The sequence below is a fragment of the Streptomyces sp. NPDC030820 genome (assembly GCF_055572075.1).
The window spans coordinates 968,750-992,971 of the sequence record NZ_JBVIEB010000001.1 but is presented as its reverse complement, the minus strand read 5'-3'; the positions used below and the strand labels follow the sequence as shown (position 1 = coordinate 992,971).

Annotated in this window: 21 protein-coding genes and 1 pseudogene; 14 read left to right on the top strand and 8 right to left on the bottom strand. The window is 72.0% G+C overall.

The window, feature by feature from the left end; translation table 11 throughout:
- Positions 1-61 precede the first annotated feature (61 nt).
- From ACZ418_RS04505 to ACZ418_RS04485, 5 genes and pseudogenes are all read right to left on the bottom strand, one after another.
- A pseudogene (locus tag ACZ418_RS04505) lies at positions 62-316 on the bottom strand (efflux RND transporter permease subunit); the annotation flags it as partial.
- Positions 317-336: 20 nt separating this feature from the next.
- A complete protein-coding gene (locus tag ACZ418_RS04500; RefSeq protein WP_468356793.1) occupies positions 337-1,017 on the bottom strand; it encodes a response regulator in 681 nt (226 codons plus the stop codon).
- A 31-nt stretch (positions 1,018-1,048) separates the two neighbouring features.
- The gene (locus ACZ418_RS04495; protein ID WP_468356790.1) at positions 1,049-2,269 is read right to left on the bottom strand and encodes a sensor histidine kinase; all 1,221 of its coding nucleotides are present in this window, start codon (positions 2,267-2,269) and stop codon (positions 1,049-1,051) included.
- A gap of 48 nt (positions 2,270-2,317) precedes the next feature.
- On the bottom strand, positions 2,318-2,596 hold the full coding sequence (gene pspAA, locus ACZ418_RS04490; RefSeq protein WP_468356787.1) for a PspA-associated protein PspAA: 279 nt from the start codon (positions 2,594-2,596) through the stop codon (positions 2,318-2,320).
- 33 nt (positions 2,597-2,629) lie between these two features.
- A complete protein-coding gene (locus ACZ418_RS04485) occupies positions 2,630-3,421 on the bottom strand; it encodes a PspA/IM30 family protein (RefSeq protein ID WP_468356784.1) in 792 nt (263 codons plus the stop codon).
- Positions 3,422-3,679: 258 nt separating this feature from the next.
- On the opposite strand from ACZ418_RS04485, the gene ACZ418_RS04480 reads away from it, so the two are divergent.
- The 3 genes from ACZ418_RS04480 to ACZ418_RS04470 all read left to right on the top strand — a co-directional run bounded on the left by ACZ418_RS04480 (position 3,680) and on the right by ACZ418_RS04470 (position 6,212).
- Positions 3,680-4,309, top strand: coding sequence for a DUF3043 domain-containing protein (locus tag ACZ418_RS04480; protein ID WP_468356781.1), 630 nt, complete (start codon positions 3,680-3,682; stop codon positions 4,307-4,309).
- A gap of 83 nt (positions 4,310-4,392) precedes the next feature.
- On the top strand, positions 4,393-5,094 hold the full coding sequence (locus tag ACZ418_RS04475) for a class I SAM-dependent methyltransferase (protein WP_468356778.1): 702 nt from the start codon (positions 4,393-4,395) through the stop codon (positions 5,092-5,094).
- A gap of 56 nt (positions 5,095-5,150) precedes the next feature.
- Positions 5,151-6,212 (top strand): S1C family serine protease, encoded by a 1,062-nt coding sequence (locus tag ACZ418_RS04470; protein ID WP_468356775.1) that lies wholly within the window; start codon positions 5,151-5,153, stop codon positions 6,210-6,212.
- Positions 6,213-6,258: 46 nt separating this feature from the next.
- Here the strand turns inward: ACZ418_RS04470 and ACZ418_RS04465 are convergent, their stop codons facing one another.
- Positions 6,259-6,471: a hypothetical protein gene (locus ACZ418_RS04465; protein WP_055709718.1), complete on the bottom strand. Its 213-nt coding sequence runs from the start codon at positions 6,469-6,471 to the stop codon at positions 6,259-6,261.
- Between the two features lie 185 nt (positions 6,472-6,656).
- Here ACZ418_RS04465 and ACZ418_RS04460 point away from each other — a divergent pair, with 185 nt between their 5' ends.
- Positions 6,657-7,859, top strand: a complete 1,203-nt coding sequence (locus ACZ418_RS04460; protein ID WP_468356772.1) for a bifunctional adenosylcobinamide kinase/adenosylcobinamide-phosphate guanylyltransferase — start codon at positions 6,657-6,659, stop codon at positions 7,857-7,859.
- 54 nt (positions 7,860-7,913) lie between these two features.
- Here ACZ418_RS04460 and ACZ418_RS04455 read toward each other — a convergent pair whose 3' ends face one another.
- A complete protein-coding gene (locus ACZ418_RS04455; protein ID WP_468356769.1) occupies positions 7,914-8,897 on the bottom strand; it encodes a class I SAM-dependent methyltransferase in 984 nt (327 codons plus the stop codon).
- Between the two features lie 133 nt (positions 8,898-9,030).
- On the opposite strand from ACZ418_RS04455, the gene cobT reads away from it, so the two are divergent.
- The 3 genes from cobT to ACZ418_RS04440 all read left to right on the top strand — a co-directional run bounded on the left by cobT (position 9,031) and on the right by ACZ418_RS04440 (position 12,748).
- Positions 9,031-10,107: a nicotinate-nucleotide--dimethylbenzimidazole phosphoribosyltransferase gene (gene cobT, locus ACZ418_RS04450; protein WP_468356766.1), complete on the top strand. Its 1,077-nt coding sequence runs from the start codon at positions 9,031-9,033 to the stop codon at positions 10,105-10,107.
- Between the two features lie 69 nt (positions 10,108-10,176).
- Entirely contained in the window at positions 10,177-11,973 is a 1,797-nt protein-coding gene (locus tag ACZ418_RS04445) for a phosphatidylglycerol lysyltransferase domain-containing protein (protein ID WP_468356763.1), read from the top strand.
- Positions 11,974-11,983: 10 nt separating this feature from the next.
- On the top strand, positions 11,984-12,748 hold the full coding sequence (locus ACZ418_RS04440; protein ID WP_468356760.1) for a hypothetical protein: 765 nt from the start codon (positions 11,984-11,986) through the stop codon (positions 12,746-12,748).
- Here the strand turns inward: ACZ418_RS04440 and ACZ418_RS04435 are convergent.
- Complete coding sequence (locus ACZ418_RS04435) at positions 12,688-13,452, bottom strand: hypothetical protein (protein WP_468356757.1); 765 nt, start codon at positions 13,450-13,452, stop codon at positions 12,688-12,690. The two genes, ACZ418_RS04440 and ACZ418_RS04435, sit on opposite strands and share 61 nt — an antisense overlap.
- A gap of 60 nt (positions 13,453-13,512) precedes the next feature.
- Between ACZ418_RS04435 and ACZ418_RS04430 the strand changes: the two genes are divergently transcribed.
- The 7 genes from ACZ418_RS04430 to aceE all read left to right on the top strand — a co-directional run bounded on the left by ACZ418_RS04430 (position 13,513) and on the right by aceE (position 24,024).
- Positions 13,513-14,298, top strand: a complete 786-nt coding sequence (locus ACZ418_RS04430) for an adenosylcobinamide-GDP ribazoletransferase (RefSeq protein WP_468356754.1) — start codon at positions 13,513-13,515, stop codon at positions 14,296-14,298.
- 60 nt (positions 14,299-14,358) lie between these two features.
- Complete coding sequence (locus ACZ418_RS04425) at positions 14,359-14,997, top strand: RDD family protein (RefSeq protein ID WP_468356751.1); 639 nt, start codon at positions 14,359-14,361, stop codon at positions 14,995-14,997.
- A gap of 197 nt (positions 14,998-15,194) precedes the next feature.
- Positions 15,195-16,739 (top strand): leucyl aminopeptidase, encoded by a 1,545-nt coding sequence (locus tag ACZ418_RS04420; RefSeq protein ID WP_468356748.1) that lies wholly within the window; start codon positions 15,195-15,197, stop codon positions 16,737-16,739.
- 291 nt (positions 16,740-17,030) lie between these two features.
- Positions 17,031-18,419, top strand: a complete 1,389-nt coding sequence (gene lpdA / locus ACZ418_RS04415) for a dihydrolipoyl dehydrogenase (RefSeq protein ID WP_468356745.1) — start codon at positions 17,031-17,033, stop codon at positions 18,417-18,419.
- A 61-nt stretch (positions 18,420-18,480) separates the two neighbouring features.
- Positions 18,481-20,244: a 2-oxoglutarate dehydrogenase, E2 component, dihydrolipoamide succinyltransferase gene (gene sucB, locus ACZ418_RS04410; RefSeq protein WP_468356742.1), complete on the top strand. Its 1,764-nt coding sequence runs from the start codon at positions 18,481-18,483 to the stop codon at positions 20,242-20,244.
- A 183-nt stretch (positions 20,245-20,427) separates the two neighbouring features.
- On the top strand, positions 20,428-21,051 hold the full coding sequence (locus tag ACZ418_RS04405) for a GntR family transcriptional regulator (RefSeq protein WP_468356739.1): 624 nt from the start codon (positions 20,428-20,430) through the stop codon (positions 21,049-21,051).
- A 270-nt stretch (positions 21,052-21,321) separates the two neighbouring features.
- Positions 21,322-24,024: a pyruvate dehydrogenase (acetyl-transferring), homodimeric type gene (aceE, locus tag ACZ418_RS04400; protein ID WP_468356736.1), complete on the top strand. Its 2,703-nt coding sequence runs from the start codon at positions 21,322-21,324 to the stop codon at positions 24,022-24,024.
- The last annotated feature ends 198 nt before the right edge of the window (positions 24,025-24,222 follow it).

The window sequence follows — 24,222 nt, the reverse complement described above, 5'->3', positions numbered from 1 at the left end:
CCCTTTCGCATGCCGTCAGACTCCGGCCGGCTCCAGCGCCTTCTCCGCGGTGATCAGGCCGCCGATGACGACCACCGCGAGCGGAGATCAGGTCGATCAGCACGATCGCGTTGGTCACCACGGTGCCGATCAGCATCAGCATGCCGATCATCGCCGGGACGCCCATCGGGGTGCCCGTGGCGACCAGCAGGCCGATCGCACCCGTCGCCGCGAAGGGGATCGACACCAGCAGGATCAGCGGCTGGGCCGGCGAGCGGAAGGTCGCCACCAGCAGCGTGAAGACGATCGCGATCGCCGCCGGCATGGCCAGGCCCAGGCGGTACGCCCGGGTGGAGATCAGTCCGTTCTCGGACGTACCAGCCCCGACTCGTACGCGATCACCACGAGCTGCGCCCGGTCGCGCGCGCCCAGCTTGGCCATGGCCCGGTTGACGTGGGTCTTCACCGTCAGCGGACTGACCGCGAGCCGTTCGGCGATCTCGTCGTTGGAGTGGCCGCCGGCGACCTGGACCAGCACCTCGCGCTCCCGCCCGGTGAGCGCGCCGAGCCGCTCGGAGCGGGCGGGGTCACGGCCGTCGTCTCCGTCGCCCTGGGCGAGGAATCGGGCGATCAGCCCCTTGGTGGCGACGGGGGACAGCAGGGCCTCGCCGCCCGCCGCGACCCGGATGGCGTTCAGCAGCTCCTCCGGCTCGCTGCCCTTGCCGAGGAAGCCGGAGGCGCCCGCGCGCAGGGCCTGGATGACGTAGTCGTCGACCTCGAAGGTGGTCAGGATGACCACGCGGACCTCCGCCAGGGAGGGATCGGCGCTGATCAGCCGGGTGGCGGCGAGCCCGTCGGTGCCGGGCATCCGGATGTCCATGAGGACGACGTCGGCAGCCTGCTCCTTCGCCAGCCGGACCGCTTCGGCCCCGTCGGAGGCCTCCCCCACCACCTCCATGTCGGGCTCGGAGTCGACCAGCACCCGGAACGCGCTGCGCAGCAGTGCCTGGTCGTCGGCGAGCAGGACACGGATCGTCATGCGGGCTCCCCCGGGGGCCGTCGTACGGGTCTCAGCACGGATCTTTACGGGTCTCGGTGCGCGTCTTGAGGGGCAGGATCGCATGGACGCGGAAGCCGCCGCCGTAGCGGGGCCCGGTGGTGAGGGTGCCGCCGAGGGCGGTGACCCGCTCGCGCATCCCGAGCAGTCCGTGCCCGCCGCCGGCCCCGGGCACTCCGGCCGCGCCCGCGCCGTCGTCCAGCACGGTGACCTCGATGTCCGTCCCGACCCGTACGACGCTGACCTCGGCCTTGGCCTGTGGTCCGGCGTGCTTCTGCACGTTGGTCAGGGCCTCCTGGACGATCCGGTAGGCGGCCAGGTCGACGGCGGCGGGCAGTTCGGTGCCCTGGTCGGCGCGGGCCACCTCCACCGGCAGGCCCGCGTTGCGGAAGGTGTCGGCCAGCTCCTCCAGCCGGCCGAGACCGCCGGCGGGCTCGGTGGGGGCCTCGGGGTCGCCGGACTGGCGGAGCAGGCCGACGGTGGCGCGCAGCTCCTCCAGCGCCGAGCGGCTGGCCTCGCGGACGTGGGCCAGGGCCTCCTTGGCCTGGTCGGGACGCTTGTCCATGACATGTGCGGCCACCCCGGCCTGCACGTTCACGAGGGCGATGTGATGGGCGACGACGTCGTGCAGATCACGGGCGATGCGCAGCCGCTCCTCGGCGACCCGGCGGCGGGCCTCCTCCTCCCGGGTGCGTTCGGCTCGCTCCGCCCGCTCCCGGATGGCCTGGACGACCGCACGCCGGCTGCGTACGGCGTCGCCGGCGGTGGCGCCGATGCCGGTCCAGGCGAGCACGCCGAGGTTCTCCTGCGCGTACCAGGGCAGCGGGCCGCCGAGCATCGCGGCGGCCGTCAGCACGGTCATGGTGAGCAGGCCGATGCGCAGGGTGGTGGTGCGGTCGGTGGTCGAGGCGACGGTGTACAGGGCGACCACGGCGGACATCGCGACCGGGGCGCGGGGGTCGCCGGTGACGCACTCGATCACGGAGAGGGCGCCGGTGACGGCGAGGACCGTCTTGGGGGCGCGGCGGCGGAAGACCAGCGTGGCCGCGGCGAGCAGCATGAGCAGGAGGCTGAGGGGGTCGGGGGTGCGGATGCCCCAGGTGACGCCGTGCGCTCCGCGGGGCACCACGAAGGAGCCGGCGACCATGCATGCCAGCACGGCCGCGGCGATGGACGCGTCCAGCGCGAGGGGGTGGGCCCTGAGGCTGCACCGGGCGCGGTCGAGAGTGCTCACGGATTGAACAGTACGGGTGCTCGCAAGGTGCCCTGCGCCCCGACGGCGCTAACCCGGAATCAGCCCCTCGTCGCCGAGCATCTCCCTGACCTCCGCCAATGACGCGTCCGGCGAGGGAAGGATCAGCTCCGAAGGTTCCAGCGCGTCGTCGGGAAGCGGCGTGCCCAGACGGCGGACGGAGTCGAGGAGGGCGCCGAGTGTGCGGTGGAAGCCCGCCTCGTCGCCGCTTTCCATCTCGGCGAGCAGCTCGTCGTCCAGCTTGTTCAGCTCGACGAAGTGGGAGTCGTCCAGCTTCACCTGGCCCTCCCCCATGATCCGTACGATCACGTCGGCCTCCTCGGCTCGGGTCCCGGCGCCGGGCTACTGCTTGTCGAAGCGCGGGGTGTCCTGCGGCTGCTGCTGGGACTGCCCCTGCGCGGTGCCGCCCTCGATGGCCTGCTGCGGGGAGCCCCCGGCCAGCTCGGCCTTCATGCGCTGCAGTTCCAGCTCTACATCCGTACCACCGGAGATCCGGTCCAGCTCGGCGGCGATGTCGTCCTTGGCCATGCCGGTCGGATCGTCCAGGGCGCCGGAGGCGAGCAGCTCGTCGATGGCGCCGGCCCGGGCCTGGAGCTGGGCGGTCTTGTCCTCGGCGCGCTGGATGGCCAGGCCGACGTCGCCCATCTCCTCGGAGATGCCGGAGAAGGCCTCGCCGATCCGGGTCTGCGCCTGGGCGGCGGTGTAGGTGGCCTTGATGGTCTCCTTCTTCGTACGGAAGGCGTCCACCTTGGCCTGCAGACGCTGGGCCGCGAGGGTGAGCTTCTCCTCCTCGCCCTGGAGGGTGGCGTGCTGCGTCTCCAGGTCGGTGACCTGCTGCTGGAGGGCGGCGCGCCGGGACAGCGCCTCGCGGGCCAGGTCCTCGCGGCCCAGCGCGAGCGCCTTGCGGCCCTGGTCCTCCAGCTTGGTCGACTGCTGCTGCAGCTGGTTGAGCTGGAGTTCCAGGCGCTTGCGGCTGGTCGCCACGTCGGCGACGCCACGGCGGACCTTCTGCAGCAGCTCCAGCTGCTTCTGGTACGAGTAATCGAGGGTCTCGCGCGGGTCCTCGGCCCGGTCAAGGGCCTTGTTCGCCTTCGCGCGGAAGATCATCCCCATACGCTTCATGACACCGCTCATGGGCTTCGCGCGCCCCCTTCTGACGGACTCCAGCTCACAGATCCTGCGACAGGACCCACAGTACGGGCCCTGACTCCATTACCGCACTGTTCGGGGACGGATGCGCTCATCCCCGAGGACGACTGCGGACGCTCTCGCTCCGGCGTAAGGAGTAGGTGATCCCCCACCGGCCCTCACCGGAACGTCCCCTCTGTCCCCCTACCTGTCCCCCTACAGACGTCCGGTGTTGCCGGATCGTTCCCCGCCGGGCTGGGGTCCATGCCGGTGAAGCCCGTACCCTTGGGTTTTGTGTTCCGTAGCCGTGCCAAGGAAGAGAAGGCCCCGACCGCCGACAAGGCGCAGGTGAACCTCTCCAAGCAGTCCCGTGACCCGCAGGCCCCGAAGGGCAGGCCCACGCCCAAGCGCAGCGAGGCCCAGTCCCAGCGGCGCAGCGTGGCCAACACGCCGACCAACCGCAAGGAGGCCGCCAAGCGTCAGCGCGAGGAGCGGCGCCAGGCACTGGAGCGGCAGCGCCAGGCGCTGGCCGCCGGTGACGAGCGCTATATGCCCGCCCGGGACAAGGGCCCGGTCCGCAGGTTCGCCCGCAACTGGGTGGACTCGCGGTTCAACGTGGCGGACTTCTTCCTGCCGCTCGCCGTGGTGATCCTGGTGCTGAGCGTGGTGCAGGTGCCGACGATCCAGTCGATCGCGCTGCTGCTGTGGCTGGTGGCGATCGCGCTGATCGTGCTGGACGCGGCCTTCAGCGGCTACCGGCTGAAGAAGCGGCTCAAGGAGCGCTTCCCGGACGAGAACACGCGTGGCGCGGTCGCCTACGCCGTGATGCGCTCCCTCCAGATGCGCCGGTTCCGGCTGCCGAAGCCGCAGGTCAAGCGCGGAGAGCGGCCCTGAGCGCAGACGCTTTCGCCGGGGGTGCGGCCGACGCCTGGCTGAACAAGCTGGGCAAGCTGCGGGACGTCGTACGCCAGGAGCTGGTGGCGCGGCAGCTGGACGAGCAGATAGCCGGGCGGTTCCCGGTCGGGCAGCGGCTGCGGGTTCTCGACGTGGGCATGGGCCAGGGCACGCAGGCGCTGCGGCTGGCCCGGCTCGGCCATCAGGTGACCGGGGTCGAGCAGGACGCGACGATGATCGCCGCCGCGCGTGAGGCGCTGGCCGCGCAGCCGGAGGGCATCCGTGAGCGGGTCCGGCTGGTGCAGGGCGACGGCCGGGACACCGGGGTGCACTTCCTGCCCGGCAGCTTCGACGTGGTGCTGTGCCACGGGGTGCTGATGTACGTCGAGGAGCCGGACCCGCTGGTGGCGGGCCTGGCCCGGATGCTGGCCCCCGGCGGACTCCTCTCCCTGCTCGTGCGCAACGGCGACGCGCTCGCCATGCGCCCGGGCCTGTCCGGTGACTGGGCGGGCGCCCTGTCCGCCTTCGACACCACCGCCTATCACAACCGCCTCGGCCTGGACGTACGGGCCGACCGGCTGGCCGCCCTCACCGCCACCCTCGCCGGGATCGCGGCCCCGCTGCACGCCTGGTACGGCGTCCGGGTCTTCACGGACACGGCGGCGGACGACGCGGAGATACCGGACGACCTCCAGACGCTGCTCGCGGTCGAGGAGCGGGCCGGGCGCACGGACCCCTATCGCGGGGTGGCGGCACTGCTGCACCTGTGCGGCGTACGGGGCTGAGACCGTTCGGGCCAACAACGCGGGCCGGGTGATCGCCGCGCGGTGAGACTCGGGGCATGGAAGCTTCCCCGATCCGTGCCCTGCGGAGGATCGCCGTCGCGGTCGCGCTGGTGTGTTGCGTGGCGAGCTGTACGGCGGACGCTCCCGAGGCCGGGCAGGACCCCGCGGCGACCGCGCGGGCGGCCGCACCGATGGCCGCGGGCGATCTGCAGAGCCGGTACCAGAAGGTCATCAAGGACGTCCTGCCGTCGGTCGTGCAGATCCAGGCGAGCCAGGAACTGGGCTCCGGGGTGGTGTACGACGGCAAGGGACACATCGTCACCAACGCGCACGTGGTCGGGTCGGAGAAGTCCTTCAAGGTGACCACGGCCAACAGCGAGGAGCCGCTCACCGCGAGCCTGGTGTACTCCTACCCCGAGCAGGACCTCGCCGTGATCAAGCTGGACAAGGTGCCGGCCGGGCTGAGAGCGGCGGCGTTCGGCGACTCCGAGAAGGTGGAGGTCGGCCAGATCGTGCTGGCCATGGGCTCACCGCTCGGGCTGGCGTCCAGCGTGACCCAGGGCATCGTCTCGGCGACCGGACGAACCGTCAGCGAGGCCCCCAGCGGAAGCACGGGTGCGACGCTCGCGAACATGGTGCAGACCTCGGCCGCCATCAACCCGGGCAACAGCGGCGGCGCGCTGGTCAATCTCGCCGGTCAGGTCATCGGCATCCCGACGCTGGCCGCCGCCGACCCCCAGCTCGGGGGCAACGCGGCGCCCGGCATCGGGTTCGCCATCCCGGCGTCGATGGTGAAGACGATCGCCGGGCAGATCGTGAAGAAGGGCAAGGTCGTCAACTCGGGCCGGGCCGCGCTCGGCATCACCGCGCGGACGGTCGTGGACGACCGATACCAGCCCGCCGGGGTGGCGGTGGTCACCGTGAAACCCGGTGGTGCGGCGGACCAGGCGGGCCTGCGCCCGGGCGACATCATCACCAAGGTGGGTGACCGGCCGATCTCCACCATCACCTCCCTCGCGGTGGCGCTGGCGACGGACAAGCCGGGTCAGAAGACCTCGGTGACCTACCAGCGGGGCGGCGCCGAGAAGACGGTGGAGGTGACGCTGGGCGAGCAGTGACGAGGGGTACGACCGCGGCCGTACCCCTCCACGCCGATGGCACCGCCTACGCCGCGTCGGCGTGCAGGCTCATCGGCCCGTAGATCTCGGTGTTCTCCTCGAACAGCCGCACCTGGTCGGCGCCGCCCTCCAGGAGCGCCTTCCAGTGCTCGCCGATCCACGACTCGGCATCCCCCTGGGTGGTGAACTCCTCGGGCTGCACCGCGGGCTGGACCTCCGTCCCGTCGGCCTTCTCGAACCGCCACGTCCATGCCGTCATGTAGGCCTCCTTCGATCCAACACCTGCTGGAAGAGTATGCGGTCCGCGGGTTCGGCCGTTAGAGGCCGTGGATCATCAGCGGGTCCGTCGGGGCTGGTCGCGCCACCGGCGGCGCCGCGTACCCGCGCCCCTTTTCGGGGCGCCGAAGTGAGCGGTGCCTGTGCGGGCAGGTGAGAATCGGTCCCGTGGAAATCACTCTGCTCGGTACCGGTGCCCCTGCTGGGCTGCCCCGCCCCGACTGCCCGTGCGCCGCGTGTGCGATGGCGCTCGGACCGGACGCGCGGGCGGCCACCGCCGTGCTGGTGGACGGGGCGCTGCTCCTCGATCTCACCCCGGGCGCGGCCTTCGCGGCGGCGCGGGCCGGGCATTCGCTCGCCGGGGTCCGGCAGGTGCTGCTGTCGCATCCGCACGACGGACCCGCGGTGGAGGTGCCGGCCGGGCTGCCGCAGCCCGGGCGGGTGCCGGACGGACGGGAGTTGGCGCTGCTGACGGGGCATCGGGTGCGGGCCGTGGCGATGGACGCGGGCGGCACCGGGTACGCGGTGACCGGGCCGGACGGGCAGCGGCTGCTGTATCTGCCGCCGGGCGGGGCGCCGGCGGGCCTGGAGGAGGCGACGGCGGAGTCGTACGACATGGTCCTCGCGGACGTGGTGGACCGCCCCGACGCGCTGGCACGGCTGCGGGCGGTCGGCTCGGTCGGCCCGACGACGGATGTCCTGGCGGTCCACCTCGACCACGACGTACCGCCCGGCGCGGAGTTGCGGCGCCGGCTGGCGGCGGCCGGGGCGCGGGCGGTGCCGGACGGTACGACGCTGGCGGTCGGCGCGTACGAGGACGTGCCGGACGTGCCGCGCCGGACGCTGGTGCTGGGCGGGGCGCGCTCGGGCAAGTCGGTGGAGGCCGAGCGGCGGCTCGAGTCCTTCCCGGACGTGCTGTACGTGGCGACCGGCGGGACGCGGGGCGGGGACACCGAGTGGGCGGAGCGGGTGGCTCTGCACCGGGAGCGGCGGCCGGGGTCGTGGCGTACGGCGGAGACGACGGACCTGGTGCCGCTGCTGGGCGAGGACGGGCCGCCGCTGCTGATCGACTGTCTGTCGCTGTGGCTGACGGATGTCATGGACTCCGTGGGGGCGTGGGACGACGCGGAGTGGGCGGGCGGGGGTGAGAAGTCCCTGCGGGAGCGGGTGCGGGAGCTGACGGAGGCCGTGCGCCGTACTCGGCGGACGGTGGTGGCCGTGTCGAACGAGGTGGGGTCGGGGATCGTGCCGGCGACCGCGTCCGGGCGGCGGTACCGGGACGAACTGGGGCGGCTGAACGCGGCGTTCGGGGCGGAGTGCGAGCAGGTGCTGTTGGTGGTGGCGGGGCAGGCGCTGGTGCTCCGGGGTTGAGAGCGTGCCCGGTGCTGGTGCCGGCCGGGGGTGGGGTGGCTTACCCGCCCGCAGCTACGTGGGCTGTTCCGCCTTGCGGGCCACGATTCTGTAGGCGTTCGAGAAGCGAGTGCGGCGCAGGAGCGGAGCCAACCCGTGGTCCAGGGCGGACGCGGTGGCCATGAGAGGGGCCGCTGCGCTGCGGAGCGGCGCCGGGACGTGGGTCAGGGCGATGGTGAGCGCCGCTGAGAGGTCGTACGGGATGTGCGGAGCGCGGCGGTCCGTCATGAGGATCTCGCAGCCCCGGCTCGCCAGTTCCGCGCACAGGTTGGCCGGCGGCAGCAGATGCAGATGGCGGGGTTGGCCGTAGGGGAGCCACCAGCTGCCGAGGAGTGCCGCGAAGGCGCTGCGCGGGTCCGGGAGTTCGAGGAGCAGGTGGCCGCCGGGCCGCAGGACGGCCAGGGCCGCGCGGAGTTCGGCGCGCGGGTTGGGCACGTGCTCCAGGTGGTGGAACATGCTGACGACGTCGTAGCGGGAGCGCAGGCGGGCCAGCACCCAGGGATCCGTGAGGTCGCCGATGTGCGCCTCCTCGACGCGCTCCTCCTGGAGGGCCTGTTCGACGCGGGGGGTCGGGTCCAGTCCGTCGAAGGACGTGTAGGGGAAGACCTCCTTCGCCGTCTCCGGGAAGCGGCCGTGGCCCGTGCCCACGTCCAGCCAGCTCTCCGGCTCGGCCAGCGGCAGGATCGTGCGGGCGGCGGCCCGGTGCCGGCGGCGGACCGCCCGGCTGGACAGGGTCCGCTCGGCGAAGTCCTCCAGTTGGCCCGCGAAGAAGTCCAGGTGGTGGAAGGCGAGGCCCTCCGCCGTGAGCCGCGGGTTCTGGAAGGCGTGCCCGCAGTCGCGGCACTGGTCCACGACGAACGTGCCGGGACCGGCCGGCCCCGGGGCGGCGGCCCGCGCCCGGATGCGCAGGTTCCCGCGGCCGCACCAGGGGCAGTTCTCGCGGCGCGGCTCGTGGAACAGGTCGGCAACCGGGGGCGTGGTCGGGGGCGAGGTCGGCATGGGCGGCTCCCTGAGCGACATTCCGCTGCAAACCGGAACGTATGGGGTCCCGATCTTGAGTGCAATGACGTTGTGGGGGTGTGGTGCCCATGTGGCGCGGAAGCGTTCGTTCTCTGGCGGTACTGTTCGGCGAATGAGCAGGCTTAATCTGGACGACTTCACCGATCTGATCGAGCGCCCGGACGGGGGCGTGCGCCGTGACGCCGAGGCCCGGCGGGAGCGCCAGATCGTGCCGCCCGGGGCGCTGGGCCGCCTCGACGAGCTGGGTGAGTGGCTGGCCGCCGCGCAGAGCGCCGTACCGGTACGGACCGTGGAGCGGCCGCGCGTGATCCTCTTCGCCGGTGACCACGGCGTCGCCGAGCTGGGCGTCTCGGCGCGTCCCGCCGGCAGTGCGGAGCAGTTGGTGCGGGCCGTGCTGGAGGGCGCGAGCCCGGTGTCCGTGCTCGCGCGGCGGCAGGAGGTGCCCGTACGGATCGTGGACATGGCCCTGGACTGCGCGCCGGACGCCTTCCCGGAGGAGGTCGTACGGCACCGGGTGCGGCGCGGCAGCGGACGTATCGACATCGAGGACGCGCTCACCCTGGACGAGGCCGAGGCGGCGCTGCGCGCCGGTGTCGCCGTCGCCGACGAGGAGGCCGACTCGGGTACGGACCTGGTGGTGCTCGGCGACATCAGCGTGGGCGGCACCACGGCCGCTGCGGTGCTGATCGCCGCGTTGTGCGGGACCGACGCGTCGGTGGTGACCGGGCGGGGCGGGCTCGCGATCGACGACCTGGCGTGGATGCGCAAGTGCGCGGCGATCCGGGACGCGCTCCGGCGGGCGCGGCCGGTGCTCGGTGACCAGTTGCAGCTGCTGGCGACCGTGGGCGGTGCGGACCTCGCGGCGATGACCGGGTTCCTGTTGCAGTGCGCCGTGCGGAAGCTGCCGGTGATTCTCGACGGGGTGGTGGCCGCGGCGTGTGCGCTGGTGGCACAGCGGGTCGCGTTCCGGGCGCCGGACTGGTGGCTGGCCGGGCACGACAGCGGGGAGCCGGGGCAGGCGAAGGCGCTGGACCGGATGGCCCTGGAGCCGCTGCTGGAGCAGGGGGTGAAGGTCGGCGAGGGCGCGGGTGCGCTGTTGGCTCTGCCGTTGGTGCGGGCCGCGGCGGCGTTGGCGGCGGAGCTTCCCGAGAAGCCCGAGGCCGAGAAGGAGCCGGAGGAGAAGGAGTAGTTCCGGTTCGCGTGAACTCCCGATGGAAAGGCGCGGTTCGCCTGAGCAGCACCCATATGATCCTGCCCCATGGGAGATGCCCGAAATGCCGTTCCGCAGCAGGCCGAACCGGGACGTCCGGGTGAGGAGGGACGGCGGTCCACCGGGGCCTCCCGGCGGGCCGCCGCCTTCGCCGTCTGGTATCTGCGGACCGTCGCCTTCATCAACTTCCTCAGCGCGGTCTGGGTCTCGCTCGGCCAGGACGTGCGCCGGCACAACCAGGACGACTTCTTCACCCCGTACCTGCTGACGGCCGGCTTCGCCTCGGGTGTGTTCACCGCCTTCCTGGCGATCACCATGCGGCGCAGAAAGCGGGCCGCCTGGATCCTCAACCTGGTGATCAGCGGGGCCTTCCTCGTGCTGTTCGGGTTCGCCATGGCGTTCCCGGAGATCCGGCGGTACGCGCAGAACTGGATCTCGCTGTCGCTCACGGCCGTGTTCGTCGGCGCGCTGCTCGTGGGCCGCCGGGAGTTCTACGCCAAGGGAGACCGGTCCAACCCGCGGCTCGCGGCGACGGTCGCCGTCGGCGGCGGGCTGGCCGCGAGCCTGCTGGCCGGGCTTCTGGTGACGGTCACCAACCAGGCGCCGGACGCGGCCCGTTCGACCTTCCTGGAGCGCTGGCACTACGGCACCCTGCGCCTGGTGTCGGTCGCCGCCGACGAGAACCGCTTCCCCGGGATCGCCCCGCCGAACTGGGCCAACGTCGCCGTCAACGTGCTCAGCACGGCCCTCGTCCTCGCCGTGTTCTACGCCGCGTTCCGCTCCCGGCGCGCCGTGGACCCGCTCACCGAGGACGACGAGAAGCAGCTGCGGGCCCTGCTGGACCGGCACGGCGAGCGGGACTCGCTGGGCTACTTCGCGCTGCGCCGGGAGAAGAGCGTGGTGTGGTCGCCCACGGGCAAGGCGGCCGTCGCCTACCGGGTGGTCGGCGGGGTGAGCCTGGCCTCCGGTGATCCGCTCGGGGATCCGGAGGCCTGGCCGGGCGCGATCGTGCCGTGGCTGGCCGAGGCGCGGGCGCACGGGTGGATCCCGGCGGTGATGGGGGCGAGTGAGGAGGCCGGGACGATCTACGCCCGGCACGGTCTCGACGCCCTGGAACTCGGCGACGAGGCGATCGTGGAGGTCGCCGACTTCACCCTGGAGGGCCGGGCGATGCGCACGGTCCGGCAGGCGTACAACCGGGTGAAGCGGGCCGGGTACGAGGTGCGGATCCGGCGGCACGGGGACATTCCGGCGGACGAGATGGCGTATCTCGTCGAGCGTGCGGACGACTGGCGGGACGGGGCGACCGAGCGCGGGTTCAGCATGGCGCTCGGCCGGCTCGGGGATCCCGAGGACGGGCGGTGCGTGATGCTGGAGTGCACGGACGCCGAGGGGAAGCTGCGGGCGCTGCTGTCCTTCGTGCCGTGGGGGCCGCACGGGCTGTCGCTGGACCTGATGCGCCGGGACCGGGACTCCGACAACGGGCTGATGGAGTTCATGGTCATCGAGCTGCTGCGGCGGGCCGACGAGATCGAGATCACCCAAGTGTCACTCAACTTCGCGATGTTCAGGTCGGTCTTCGAACGTGGCGCACGCCTCGGTGCCGGTCCGGTGCTGAGGCTGTGGCGGTCGCTGCTCAGCTTCTTCTCCCGCTGGTGGCAGATCGAGTCGCTGTACCGCGCCAACGCCAAGTACCGGCCCATCTGGGAGCCGCGGTTCCTGCTCTTCGAGAAGAGCGCGGACCTGCTGCGCATCGGCCTCGCGTCAGCGCGTGCCGAGGGGTTCCTGGAGGCACCGGGACTGCCGAAGTGGCTGCACCGCAGACACCTGGACACACACCGATGAGGACCGTTCGATGAGAGCGCTCGCCCGCTTGGCCCGTGAGGAGTGGGGGCTGCTGTGCGTCACCGTACGTACGGTCCTGCCGAAGCGGCGTCTGCGGGCGGCGCCGATGACGCTCGGCGCGGTGTTTCTGACGGCCCTGCTGCAGTATGTGCAGAACCGGCCGTGGGGCTATCAGTTCGTGCAGGACGTGGGCGCCGTACGGGCCGAGGACCCGCTGTGGCAGGCCCTGCTGCGCACTCCCCTGTCGCTGTTCGTGCCGGCGCTGGACCTGCCGGTGTGGGGCGCGCTGGCGCAGATCCTGCTGGTGTTCGGGATCGCCGAGATCTGCATCGGCTGGTGGCGCACGCTGGTCATCGCGTACGCCGCCACGCTCGCCGGGACCCTGTACGCGCGCTTCGGCATCTCGCTCGGCGCGCACGCCCCGTTCGGACTGCCGTGGACGGACGCGCAGGTGGTGGACACCGGTCCGTCGGCGGCCGTGGTGGGCCTCGCCGTGTTCGTGAGCTGGCGCTACGGCGCATACGTCACCTCCAGCGCGGTGACGCTGGCGATGGTCGCCGAGGTGCTGCTCAAGGAGAACCTGGCGGGCAAGGAACATCTGGCCGCGCTGATGGCCGTCGGGCTGGTCTGCCTCGCGGTGGCGGTGCGGCACCGGTACGGCCACCGGCTGCGGCTCCGGACCCGGCACACGTACGGCCGTCTGCTGTGGCCCGCTCAGCGGCGGTCGGGCAGCCGGGCCGGGCGCGGGTCGGGCCTGCCGCCGATCCAGTCCTGAACGGCGCGGCGCGGCCGGGCCCAGCGGCGGTCGTGCCGGTAGGCGCGCAGCGCGGCCTTGGCGCGGGCGCGGGGGCGGCGGCCGTAGAAGCGGCGGGCCCACGGGGAGCCGGGGCGTGCCAGCCGGACGGCGCCGAGCAGCGCGACCAACGGCACGATCACCCCGAAGACCGCGATGCGCGCCTTGCCCTTGCTCAGCGCGACGAGCGCGAAGAGGAAGTTCATGGCGATGGTGCTGAGGGCACCGCCGCGGTCCTGCAGCTCCTGCTGCGACAGGTCGTTGACGCCGAACGGGGAGAACCCGGCGAGCAGCAGCCCGACGAGCGCGGCGGTGAGCACCACGACCTCGACGCTCTTGCGGCCCTCCTCCGTCCAGTAGACGTCGTCCAGATGCAGGATCAGCGCGAACTCGTCCAGGACCAGCCCGGCACCCATCCCGAACAGCACGGCGGCGATCGCACCGCCGGCGCCGTGCCGGTCGCTGGCGACCGCGCCGAACCCGCCGACGACGGTGAGGACGACCCCGGGGACGACGTGGTGGATGTGCAGCCCACCCGCCCTGACGTTCTTGAACGGGCCCTTGCCGGCCCGGATCAGCCGGGTGATCACCCGGGTGACGACGAACGTGAGCAGGAAGGCGGCGAGGGCGAGCAGCAGCGGGAGCTTGCCCGGTTCGACGATGTTCCGCACCCACCAGTGCCCCATATGCGCACCTTATCCCCACGCGTGGAAAGCGGCTCCGCGACCGCCGGGTAACCTTCGCCGGTGCCCAAGTCCTCACCGCTCGACGGTCTCCGCTTCGCCTTCGGCACCCTCACCGTGCTGCCCGTCCGGGTGCACCGCTGGGACCGCGAGGCCGCACGCGGCGGGATGCTCAACGCCCCGGTCGCCGGACTGGCCGTCGGCACCTGCGCGGCCGGCCTCGGCCTTCTGCTCCTGCTCCTGGGCGCCGGCCCGCTGCTCGCCGCCGTCGCCTCCGTCGCCGTACCGGCGGCTCTCACCCGAGGGCTGCACCTCGACGGCCTCGCCGACACCGCCGACGGGCTGGGCAGCGGCAAGCCCGCCGAGGACGCGCTGCGGATCATGAAGCAGTCGGACATCGGCCCGTTCGGCGTCATCACCCTGGTCCTGGTGCTCCTGGCCCAGGTCGCCGTCCTGGCCCAGCTGTACGGCGACTCCTGGGCCCGGGGTGCCCTGGCGGCCGTCGTCTCGGCGGTGACGGCCCGGCTCGCCCTCACTCTGGCCGCCCGCGCGGGGGTCCCGGCCGCCCGGCCCGAAGGCCTGGGGGCGGCGGTGGCCGGGGTGGTGCCGGTGCCGGGCGCGCTGGCCGTCACCGCGTCCTTCACCATCGGTTCGGCGGCCTGGGGGACGGCCCTCGGCCCGTACGACGCCGTGCGCGCGGCGGCAGCGGTCCTGCTGTCCCTGGCCGCGGCCGAACTCCTGCTGCGCCGCTGCGTGCGCCGGTTCGGCGGGGTGACGGGGGACGTCTTCGGCGCACTGGAGGAGACGGCGGCGACAACGGCATTGATCGTTTTGTCCCTGGGCCACTGAGGCGCCCGCTAAGCTCTCCGCCCGTACACGGACAAGAGAGTTGCACATCGGGGGAGTTCCGTGCTGAAGGTGCGCCGCCTCACGGCCTGGTTCATAGATTTCGCACTCGTCGCGTCGGCAGCCACCCTGCTCGCGATACTCACCTTCCACCGGATCACCGCGCTGGTGACCGACGTGCCGGAGCTGGCCACCAAGGGCGGCCTCGACCTCCTGACCTCGCGCGGTGACGTCGTCGACGCCTCCGAGCACCTCGGCCTGTCCCTGTGGGACAAGGTGGTCCTGGACGTGGAGGAGGCCTTCGGCGCGCTTGTCGTCGTCACCTTCCTCTACCAGTGGGCCTGCATCGCGCTGCTCGGCCGCACCCTCGGCAAGGGCCTGCTCGGCCTGCGCGTCACCCCGCGGCTGTCCCGGCACGCCCTGCGCCGCGCCGCCGTCACCACCGCCGCCGACGTCGCGGTGTACGCGCTGGCCTGTGTCCTGCTGATCGAGGGGAAGTTCGGTCTTTCGCTGCTGGTGTGGGCCATCGCGGTGGTGCTGTTCCTGGTCAACGCGCTGACGGTGGTCTTCCCCGGCCGCCGCTCCCTCGCCGACCGGCTGGCCGGCACCTCGGTCGTCGCCGCGTTTCAGCGAGCCCCCAGCATGAGAATGCCGCCCGCGGCCGTCGAGGGCGGAAGTGACCATGACGCCACGCACAGGTGAACGCCCGCAGGAATGAGCGAACGCGCGCACGCGCGTAGTCTCGTCCCGGGTGTTCGCCGACAGGGTGAAGGCCCCGGTTGCCACCCGCACCCAGGCATGGACCTAGGGTCGGCTCTCGGGCCCACCCACCCTGCACCGGCGATTGCCCTACAGGGCGATCGAGGATCGCAATACATCGGAAGCGAGATTTCACCACCGTGACTGCTCTGACTCTCAGCACCTCTGCGGCGCCCGGCCTGCGGGCCGACGCGATCGTGATCGGTGTCGCCAAGGGCACCAAGGGCCCCGTCGTGGCGCCGGGCGCCGAGGCCGTGGACAAGGCGTACGACGGCAAGCTGGCCGGCGTCCTGGAGACCCTCGGCGCCTCGGGTGCCGAGGGCGAGCTGACGAAGCTGCCCGCTCCGGCCGGCTTCAAGGCACCGATCGTCGTGGCGGTCGGTCTGGGCGCGGAGCCGGACGCCAAGAGCGAGGACGCGGGCGACGAGGCCTATGACGCCGAGGCGCTGCGCAGGGCCGCCGGCGTGGCCGCCCGCGCGCTTGCCGGCTCCAAGAAGGCCGCGTTCGCGCTGCCGGTCGACGGCCCCGGCGCCGTCGGCGCGATCGCCGAGGGCATCCTGCTCGGCGCGTACTCCTTCGACGTCTACAAGGAGAACGGCAAGGACGCCAAGGCAAAGAACGGCAAGGCGCCGCTGGCCGAGGCCGCGCTGCTCGGCGGCAAGCCGCGCGACGCCGCCCACAAGGGGGCCGTCGCCCGCGCCGTCGCGGTCTGCGAGGAGCTGAACCGCGCCCGCGACCTGATCAACACCCCGCCGAACGACCTGACCCCCGCCGCCTTCGCCGGCATCGCGCAGACCGCGGCGAAGGAGCACGGCATCAAGGTGCAGGTGCTCGACGACAAGGCCCTGGCCAAGGGCGGCTATGGCGGCATCCTCGGCGTCGGCGGCGGCTCGGCGGCCACGCCGCGCCTGGTGAAGCTGTCGTACACCCACCCGAAGGCGGACAAGCACCTCGCCTTCGTCGGCAAGGGCATCACCTACGACTCGGGCGGCATCTCGCTGAAGCCGGCGGGCCACAACGAGACGATGAAGTGCGACATGAGCGGTGCCGCCGCCGTGTTCGCCGCCGTCGTCGCCGCCGCACGCCTCGGCCTGGAGGTCAACGTCACCGGCTGGCTGGCGCTGGCGGAGAACATGCCGTCCGGCTCCGCGACGCGCCCGGGTGACGTGCTGCGCATGTACAGCGGCAAGACCGTGGAGGTCCTCAACACCGACGCCGAGGGCCGGCTGGTGCTCGCGGACGCGCTGTGGGCGGCCTCGCAGGAGAACCCGGACGCGATCGTGGATGTCGCGACCCTCACCGGCGCGATGATGCTGGCGCTGGGCAGCCGGACGTTCGGTGTCATGGCCAACGACGACGCGTTCCGCTCCGCGGTGCACGAGGCGGCGGAGGAGGTCGGCGAGCCGGCCTGGCCGATGCCGCTGCCGGAGCATCTGCGCAAGGGCATGGAGTCCCAGGTCGCCGACATCGCGAACATGGGCGAGCGGATGGGCGGCGGCCTGGTCGCCGGTCTGTTCCTGCGCGAGTTCGTGGGCGAGGGGATCACCTGGGCGCACCTGGACATTGCCGGCCCGGCGTTCAACGAGGGCGGGCCGTTCGGTTACACGCCGAAGGGTGGCACCGGTTCCGCGGTTCGGACGCTGGTCCGCCTCGCGGAGCTGACTGCCGCGGGTGACCTGGGCTGACGTTCGCCCACTGACTCGGGCCGCCGTGTTCGTGCGGCGGCTGCAGGGGGCGTGGGGGTGCTCGCGCAGCTCCCCGCGCCCCTTTCCCGGTGCTGCTCCCCCGTCCGTTTCAAGTGAACGTGGGACGTCTCACACTCCAGCCCGGCGCATCGTTCGTCTCGAACAAGTGCAAAGATGGAGCCCGGCAGGACAGGGCCCCCACCGAAGGGCCGAAGCATCAAGCGGCCGGACACCAGCCGCCCGCCGGTCACAGGAGATCGGCGCAAGGCGCACATGCATGGAGGACGTGACGTGGCGAACGACGCCAGCACCGTTTTCGACCTAGTGATCCTCGGCGGTGGTAGCGGTGGTTACGCCGCGGCCCTGCGCGGGGCGCAGCTGGGCCTGGACGTCGCCCTGATCGAGAAGGACAAGGTCGGCGGCACCTGCCTGCACCGGGGTTGCATCCCCACCAAGGCCCTGCTGCACGCGGGCGAGATCGCCGACCAGGCCCGCGAGAGCGAGCAGTTCGGCGTCAAGGCCACCTTCGAGGGCATCGACGTCCCGGCCGTCCACAAGTACAAGGACGACGTGATCTCGGGCCTGTACAAGGGGCTGCAGGGTCTCATCGCGTCCCGGAAGGTGACGTACATCGAGGGTGCGGGGCGTCTGTCCTCCCCCACCTCCGTCGACGTGAACGGCCAGCGCATCCAGGGCCGCCACGTCCTGCTGGCGACCGGCTCCGTGCCGAAGTCGCTGCCGGGCCTGGAGATCGACGGCAACCGGATCATCTCCTCCGACCACGCCCTCGTCCTGGACCGCGTGCCGAAGTCCGCGATCATCCTGGGCGGCGGTGTCATCGGCGTCGAGTTCGCCTCGGCGTGGAAGTCCTTCGGTTCGGACGTCACGATCATCGAGGGCCTGAAGCACCTCGTCCCGGTCGAGGACGAGAACTCTTCGAAGCTTCTTGAGCGCGCGTTCCGCAAGCGCGGCATCAAGTTCAACCTCGGCACCTTCTTCCAGAAGGCCGAGTACACCCAGGACGGCGTGAAGGTCACCCTGGCGGACGGCAAGGAGTTCGAGGCCGAGGTCCTCCTCGTCGCCGTCGGCCGCGGCCCGGTCTCGCAGGGCCTGGGTTACGAGGAGGCCGGGGTCGCCATGGACCGCGGTTACGTCCTCGTCGACGAGTACATGCGGACCAACGTCCCGACCGTCTCCGCCGTCGGCGACCTGGTCCCGACGCTCCAGCTCGCGCACGTGGGCTTTGCCGAGGGCATCCTGGTGGCGGAGCGTCTGGCCGGTCTGAAGGTCGTTCCGATCGACTACGACGGTGTCCCGCGGGTGACGTACTGCCACCCGGAGGTCGCCTCCGTCGGTATCTCCGAGGCCAAGGCCAAGGAGATCTACGGCGCGGACAAGGTCGTCGCTCTGAAGTACAACCTGGCGGGCAACGGCAAGAGCAAGATCCTGAAGACCGCGGGCGAGATCAAGCTCGTCCAGGTCAAGGACGGTGCCGTGGTCGGCGTCCACATGGTCGGCGACCGCATGGGTGAGCAGGTCGGCGAGGCCCAGCTGATCTACAACTGGGAGGCGCTGCCGGCCGAGGTCGCCCAGCTCATCCACGCCCACCCGACGCAGAACGAGGCGCTCGGCGAGGCGCACCTTGCCCTGGCCGGCAAGCCGCTGCACTCCCACGACTGAGCCTTCGGTCAACGGGCGCGACGACACAGACTTCCGCAATTCGTAAGGAGCAACCGAAACCATGGCGGTTTCCGTAACCCTTCCGGCGCTCGGTGAGAGCGTCACCGAGGGCACTGTCACCCGCTGGCTGAAGGCCGAGGGCGAGCGCGTCGAGGCCGACGAGCCGCTGCTGGAGGTGTCGACCGACAAGGTCGACACCGAGATCCCCTCGCCTGTCTCCGGTGTTCTGTCCTCCATCAAGGTCGCCGAGGACGAGACGGTCGAGGTCGGCGCCGAGCTGGCCGTGATCGACGACGGCACCGGCGCCCCCGCGGCCGCCCCGGCCCCCGCCGCTGCCGAGGCTCCGGCCGCTCCGGTGGCCGAGGCCCCGGCCCCCGCCCCGGCTCCCGAGGCTCCGGCGGCTCCCGCCGCCCCGGCCGGTGGCGCCACCGGCACGGACGTGGTCCTGCCCGCGCTCGGTGAGTCCGTCACCGAGGGCACCGTCACCCGCTGGCTGAAGTCGGTCGGCGACTCCGTCGAGGCCGACGAGCCGCTGCTCGAGGTCTCCACGGACAAGGTCGACACCGAGATCCCGGCGCCCGCCTCCGGCGTGCTGCTGGAGATCGTGGTGAACGAGGACGAGACCGCCGAGGTCGGCGCCAAGCTCGCCGTCATCGGCGCCCCGGGGGCCGCCCCGGCCGCCGCTCCGGCTCCGGCCGCCCCGGCCCCCGCCGCCGCTGCCCCGGCCGCTCCGGCTCCGGCTGCCCCGGCCGCGCCCGCCGCCCCGGCTCCGGCCCCCGCCGCCCCGGCCCAGCCCGCGGCTCCGGCTCCGGCGCCCGCCCCGGCTCCGGCCCCGGTCACCCCGGCCACCGCGCCGACCCACCCGACCGCCACCCAGGCGACCGACGAGGGCGCCTACGTGACCCCGCTGGTGCGCAAGCTCGCCGCCGAGAACGGCGTCGACCTGGCCACCGTCAAGGGCACGGGCGTCGGCGGCCGTATCCGCAAGCAGGACGTCATCGCCGCCGCCGAGGCCGCGAAGGCCGCCGCCGCTGCCCCGGCTCCGGCCGCTGCCGCTCCGGCTGCCGCCGCCGCCAAGAAGGCCCCGGCGCTGGAGGTCTCCCCGCTGCGCGGCCAGACCGTCAAGATGCCCCGCATCCGCAAGGTCATCGGCGACAACATGGTCAAGGCGCTGCACGAGCAGGCCCAGCTGTCGTCGGTCGTCGAGGTCGACGTCACCCGCCTGATGCGCCTGCGCGCCCAGGCCAAGGACTCCTTCGCCGCGCGCGAGGGCGTCAAGCTCTCCCCGATGCCGTTCTTCGTGAAGGCGGCGGCCCAGGCGCTGAAGGCCCACCCGGTCATCAACGCCAGGATCAACGAGGCCGAGGGCACGATCACCTACTTCGACTCCGAGAACATCGGGATCGCGGTGGACTCCGAGAAGGGCCTGATGACCCCGGTCATCAAGCACGCCGGCGACCTCAACATCGCGGGCATCGCCAAGGCCACGGCGGAGCTGGCGGGCAAGGTCCGCGCCAACAAGATCACCCCGGACGAGCTGTCCGGTGCGACCTTCACCATCTCCAACACCGGTTCGCGCGGCGCGCTGTTCGACACGATCATCGTGCCGCCGGGCCAGGTCGCGATCCTCGGCATCGGTGCCACGGTCAAGCGTCCGGCCGTCATCGAGACCGAGGAGGGCACGGTCATCGGCGTCCGCGACATGACCTACCTGACCCTCTCCTACGACCACCGCCTGGTCGACGGCGCCGACGCGGCCCGTTACCTGACGGCGGTCAAGGCGATCCTGGAGGCGGGCGAGTTCGAGGTCGAGCTCGGCCTGTGACTCCCCGGGCCCCCGCGCCCGTACGACACCCCGTCCGGAGCCTTCCGGGCGGGGTGTTCGTGTTTGTCGGCACACAAAGCGTGTAAGCCTCGTCTCACCTGCGCTAAAGCACCCCCGCGCGCCCTACCCACGGAACGAACCCGCCGTATTGTCTAAACGTCAGCCCTCCCGAAGGAGCCCTCAATGACCGCGCCCGTCGTCCACTCGCTGCGCGAACAGATCCGCGAGCACATCGTGGAGGGAATCGTCAGCGGGCGCTGGCAGCCGGGCGAGCGGATCGTGGAGCGCCGGATCGCCACCGAGCTGGAGGTCAGCCAGACCCCGGTCCGCGAGGCCCTGCGCGAGCTGGAGTCCCTGCGGCTGATCGAGTCCGCGCCGAACAAGGGCGTACGGGTACGGAACCTGACGGCGGCCGACCTGGAGGAGAGCTACCCGGTCCGGGCCGGCCTGGAGGCCATCGCGGCGGAGCTGGCGGCCGACCGCCTCGCCGAGGACTGCTCGGCCCTGGAGCCGCACGTCCTGGCCCTGTACGAGGCCGACCGCAAGGCCGACGGCACCGCCCAGGTCCGCCATACCGTCGGCTTCCACCGCGCCCTCGTGCGCGCCGCGCACAACTCGGTGCTGCTGCACACCTGGGAGGGCCTGGGCATCGAGGTCTTCACGGCGCTGTCCATCCGCTGGCTGGGCACGGTCCAGCAGTCGTACGCGGAGGAGCACGAGGAACTGGTGGCCGCCTTCAAGCGGCGGGACCCCCGCATCGCGGAGATCGTGAAGGCGCACGTGCTGGGCTGCGCGCCGCGCGCTTGATTCAGTCGAGCGGAGCCGCGCTCAAACGCCGCCCCACCTGCGAAAACAAGGCGAAACAGCGTCACCCGGTGCCATCACCGAAGGCACCGCGTGCCTACTTTCTCGGAAACGAGACTTTTTCGCCCTGAACCCTTTGATCGATCATCGATCAGGGAGTTACAGTCGCCGACGGACTTCCACCGAAGTCCCAGCCCTGTCCTGCCAAAGACCTAGGGCACCCCCGAACCCTTACCGATGAGGGAACCCCCTTCGACTGAGGAAGGCGGCGACATGACCGACCCCAACGCCATCCAGCCGAGCGCGCTCGACCAGCTCCCCGACCGCGACCCGGAGGAGACCGCCGAGTGGCAGGCCTCCCTCGACGCCGTCGCCAGGGAGGCCGGGCCGCACCGCGCCGCGTACCTGATGCGCCGCACGCTGGAGCGCGCCGAGGCGGGCGGCATCGCGCTGCCGAAGCTCCTCGAGACGGACTACGTCAACACCATCCCCACCTCCGCCGAGCCGGCCCTGCCCGGCGACCCGGAGATGGAGGCCCGGATCACCGCGTGGAACCGCTGGAACGCGGCCGCCATGGTGACCCGGGGCAGCAAGCACGGCGTGGGCGGCCACATCGCCACCTTCGCCTCCGCCGCCTGGCTGTACGAAACCGGCTTCAACCACTTCTTCAAGGGCAAGGAGGGCGACGGCTCCGGCGACCAGCTGTACATCCAGGGCCACGCCTCCCCCGGCATCTACGCCCGCGCCTTCCTGGACGGCCGCCTGAACGAGGCGCACCTGGACAACTTCCGCCAGGAGGCCGGCGGCAACGGCCTGCCGTCGTACCCGCACCCGCGCCGACTGCCCTGGCTGTGGGAGTTCCCGACGGTGTCGATGGGCCTCGGCCCGCTCTCCGCGATCTACCAGGCGCGCTTCAACCGCTACCTCACCAACCGCGGCATCAAGGACGTCTCGTCCTCGCACGTGTGGGCGTTCCTCGGCGACGGCGAGATGGACGAGCCGGAGTCGACGGCGGCCCTCGCGCTCGCCGCCCGTGAGGAGCTGGACAACCTCACCTTCGTCATCAACTGCAACCTGCAGCGCCTCGACGGCCCGGTCCGCGCCAACTTCAAGATCGTGCAGGAGCTGGAGGCCCAGTTCCGCGGCGCCGGCTGGAACGTCATCAAGACGCTGTGGGGCACGGCGTGGGACGAGCTGTTCGCGCTCGACACCACGGGCGCGCTCGTACGCCGGCTGCGCGAGGTACCGGACGCGCAGATCCAGACGTACCAGACCCGCGACGCCGCCTACATCCGCGCCGACTTCTTCGGCAAGGACCCGGCGCTCGCCGAGATGGCGAAGCTGCTGAGCGACGACAAGATCCTGGAGTGCTTCCACCTCTCGCGGGGTGGTCACGAGGCCCGCAAGGTCTACGCCGCGTACAAGGCCGCCGTCGAGCACAAGGGCGCGCCGACCGTGATCCTGGCCCAGACGGTCAAGGGCCACACCCTCGGCGAGGGCTTCGCGTCGAAGAACGCCAACCACCAGATGAAGAAGCTGACGGTGGACGAGTTCAAGACGATGCGCGACCTGCTCGACCTGCCGATCAAGGACGGCGACTTCGCCGACGGCGTGGTGCCCTACGGCCACCCGGGCGCCGACTCCCCCGAGGTCCGCTACCTCCAGGAGCGCCGCGCGGCCCTCGGCGGCCCCGCCCCGGCCCGCCGTACGCACGCGCTGGCCCCGCTGCCGGCCCCGGCGGAGAAGGCCTTCGCCTCCTTCGACAAGGGCTCCGGCTCGCAGAACGTGGCCACCACCATGGCCTTCGTCCGCCTGGTCAAGGATCTGGTCCGCGACAAGGAGACGGGGAAGCGCTGGGTGCCGATCGTCCCGGACGAGGCGCGCACCTTCGGCATGGAGAGCCTGTTCCCGTCCCTGGGCATCTACTCCCCCAAGGGCCAGACGTACGAGCCGGTCGACCGCGACCAGCTGATGTACTACAAGGAGGCCAAGAACGGCCAGATCCTCAACGAGGGGATCACCGAGGCCGGTTCGATGGCCGACTTCATCGCCGCGTCCACCGCGTACGCGACGCACGGCGAGGCGATGATCCCGTTCTACATCTTCTACTCGATGTTCGGCTGGCAGCGCACCGCCGACCAGATGTGGCAGCTCGGCGACCAGCTCGGCCGCGGCTTCCTCGTCGGCGCGACCGCGGGCCGTACGACCCTGACGGGCGAGGGCCTGCAGCACGCCGACGGCCACTCCCCGGTCATCGCCGCGACCAACCCGGCCGCGCTGACGTACGACCCCGCGTTCGCCTACGAGATCGCGGTGATCGTCCGTGAGGGTCTGCGCCGGATGTACGGCGAGGCCAAGCCGGGCGAGGACCAGAACGTCTTCTACTACCTGACGGTCTACAACGAGCCGCTGCCGCAGCCGGCGAAGCCGGCCGGCCTCGGCATCGACGAGGGCATCGTCAAGGGCCTGTACCGCTTCAACACCGCGGAGTCGGCGGGTCTGTCCCCGGCCGCCAACGCCCCGCGCATCCAGCTGCTGGGCTCCGGTACGGCGATCCACTGGACCCTGGAGGCCCAGAAGCTGCTCGCCGAGGAGTGGGGTGTGGCCGCCGACGTGTGGTCCGCGACCTCCTGGTCGGAGCTGCGCCGCGACGCGATGGAGGCGGACGCCGCCCTCCTGCGCGGCGAGGAGCGGGTGCCGTACGTCCGCCAGGCGCTGCAGGGCGCCGAGGGCCCGGTGCTGGCCGTCTCCGACTACATGCGCCAGGTCCCGGACCAGATCGCGCAGTGGGTCGAGCAGGACTGGTCCTCGCTGGGCGCCGACGGCTTCGGTCTGTCGGACACCCGTGAGGCCGCCCGCCGCCACTTCGGCGTCGACGCCCGGTCGATCGTCGTCGCGGCCCTGGCCCAGCTCGCCAGGCGCGGCGAGGTGAAGGCCACGGCGGTCAAGGAGGCCCGGGAGAAGTACGGACTGTAGTCAGCCGACGCAGTTGCGCGCCGGTGCGGCGGACAGGGGGTGCGGGTGCCCTCTGTCCGCCGCTTCCGTTCTCAGCCGCCGACCCTTTCCCGGTCGTCTCCGAGGTCGTCGAAGCGTGACAGCGCGTGGTGCAGTCCGGTCAGCTCACGCAGGATCGAAGCGCGTTGTTCGACCAGGCCGCCGACCGGGGTGAACTTG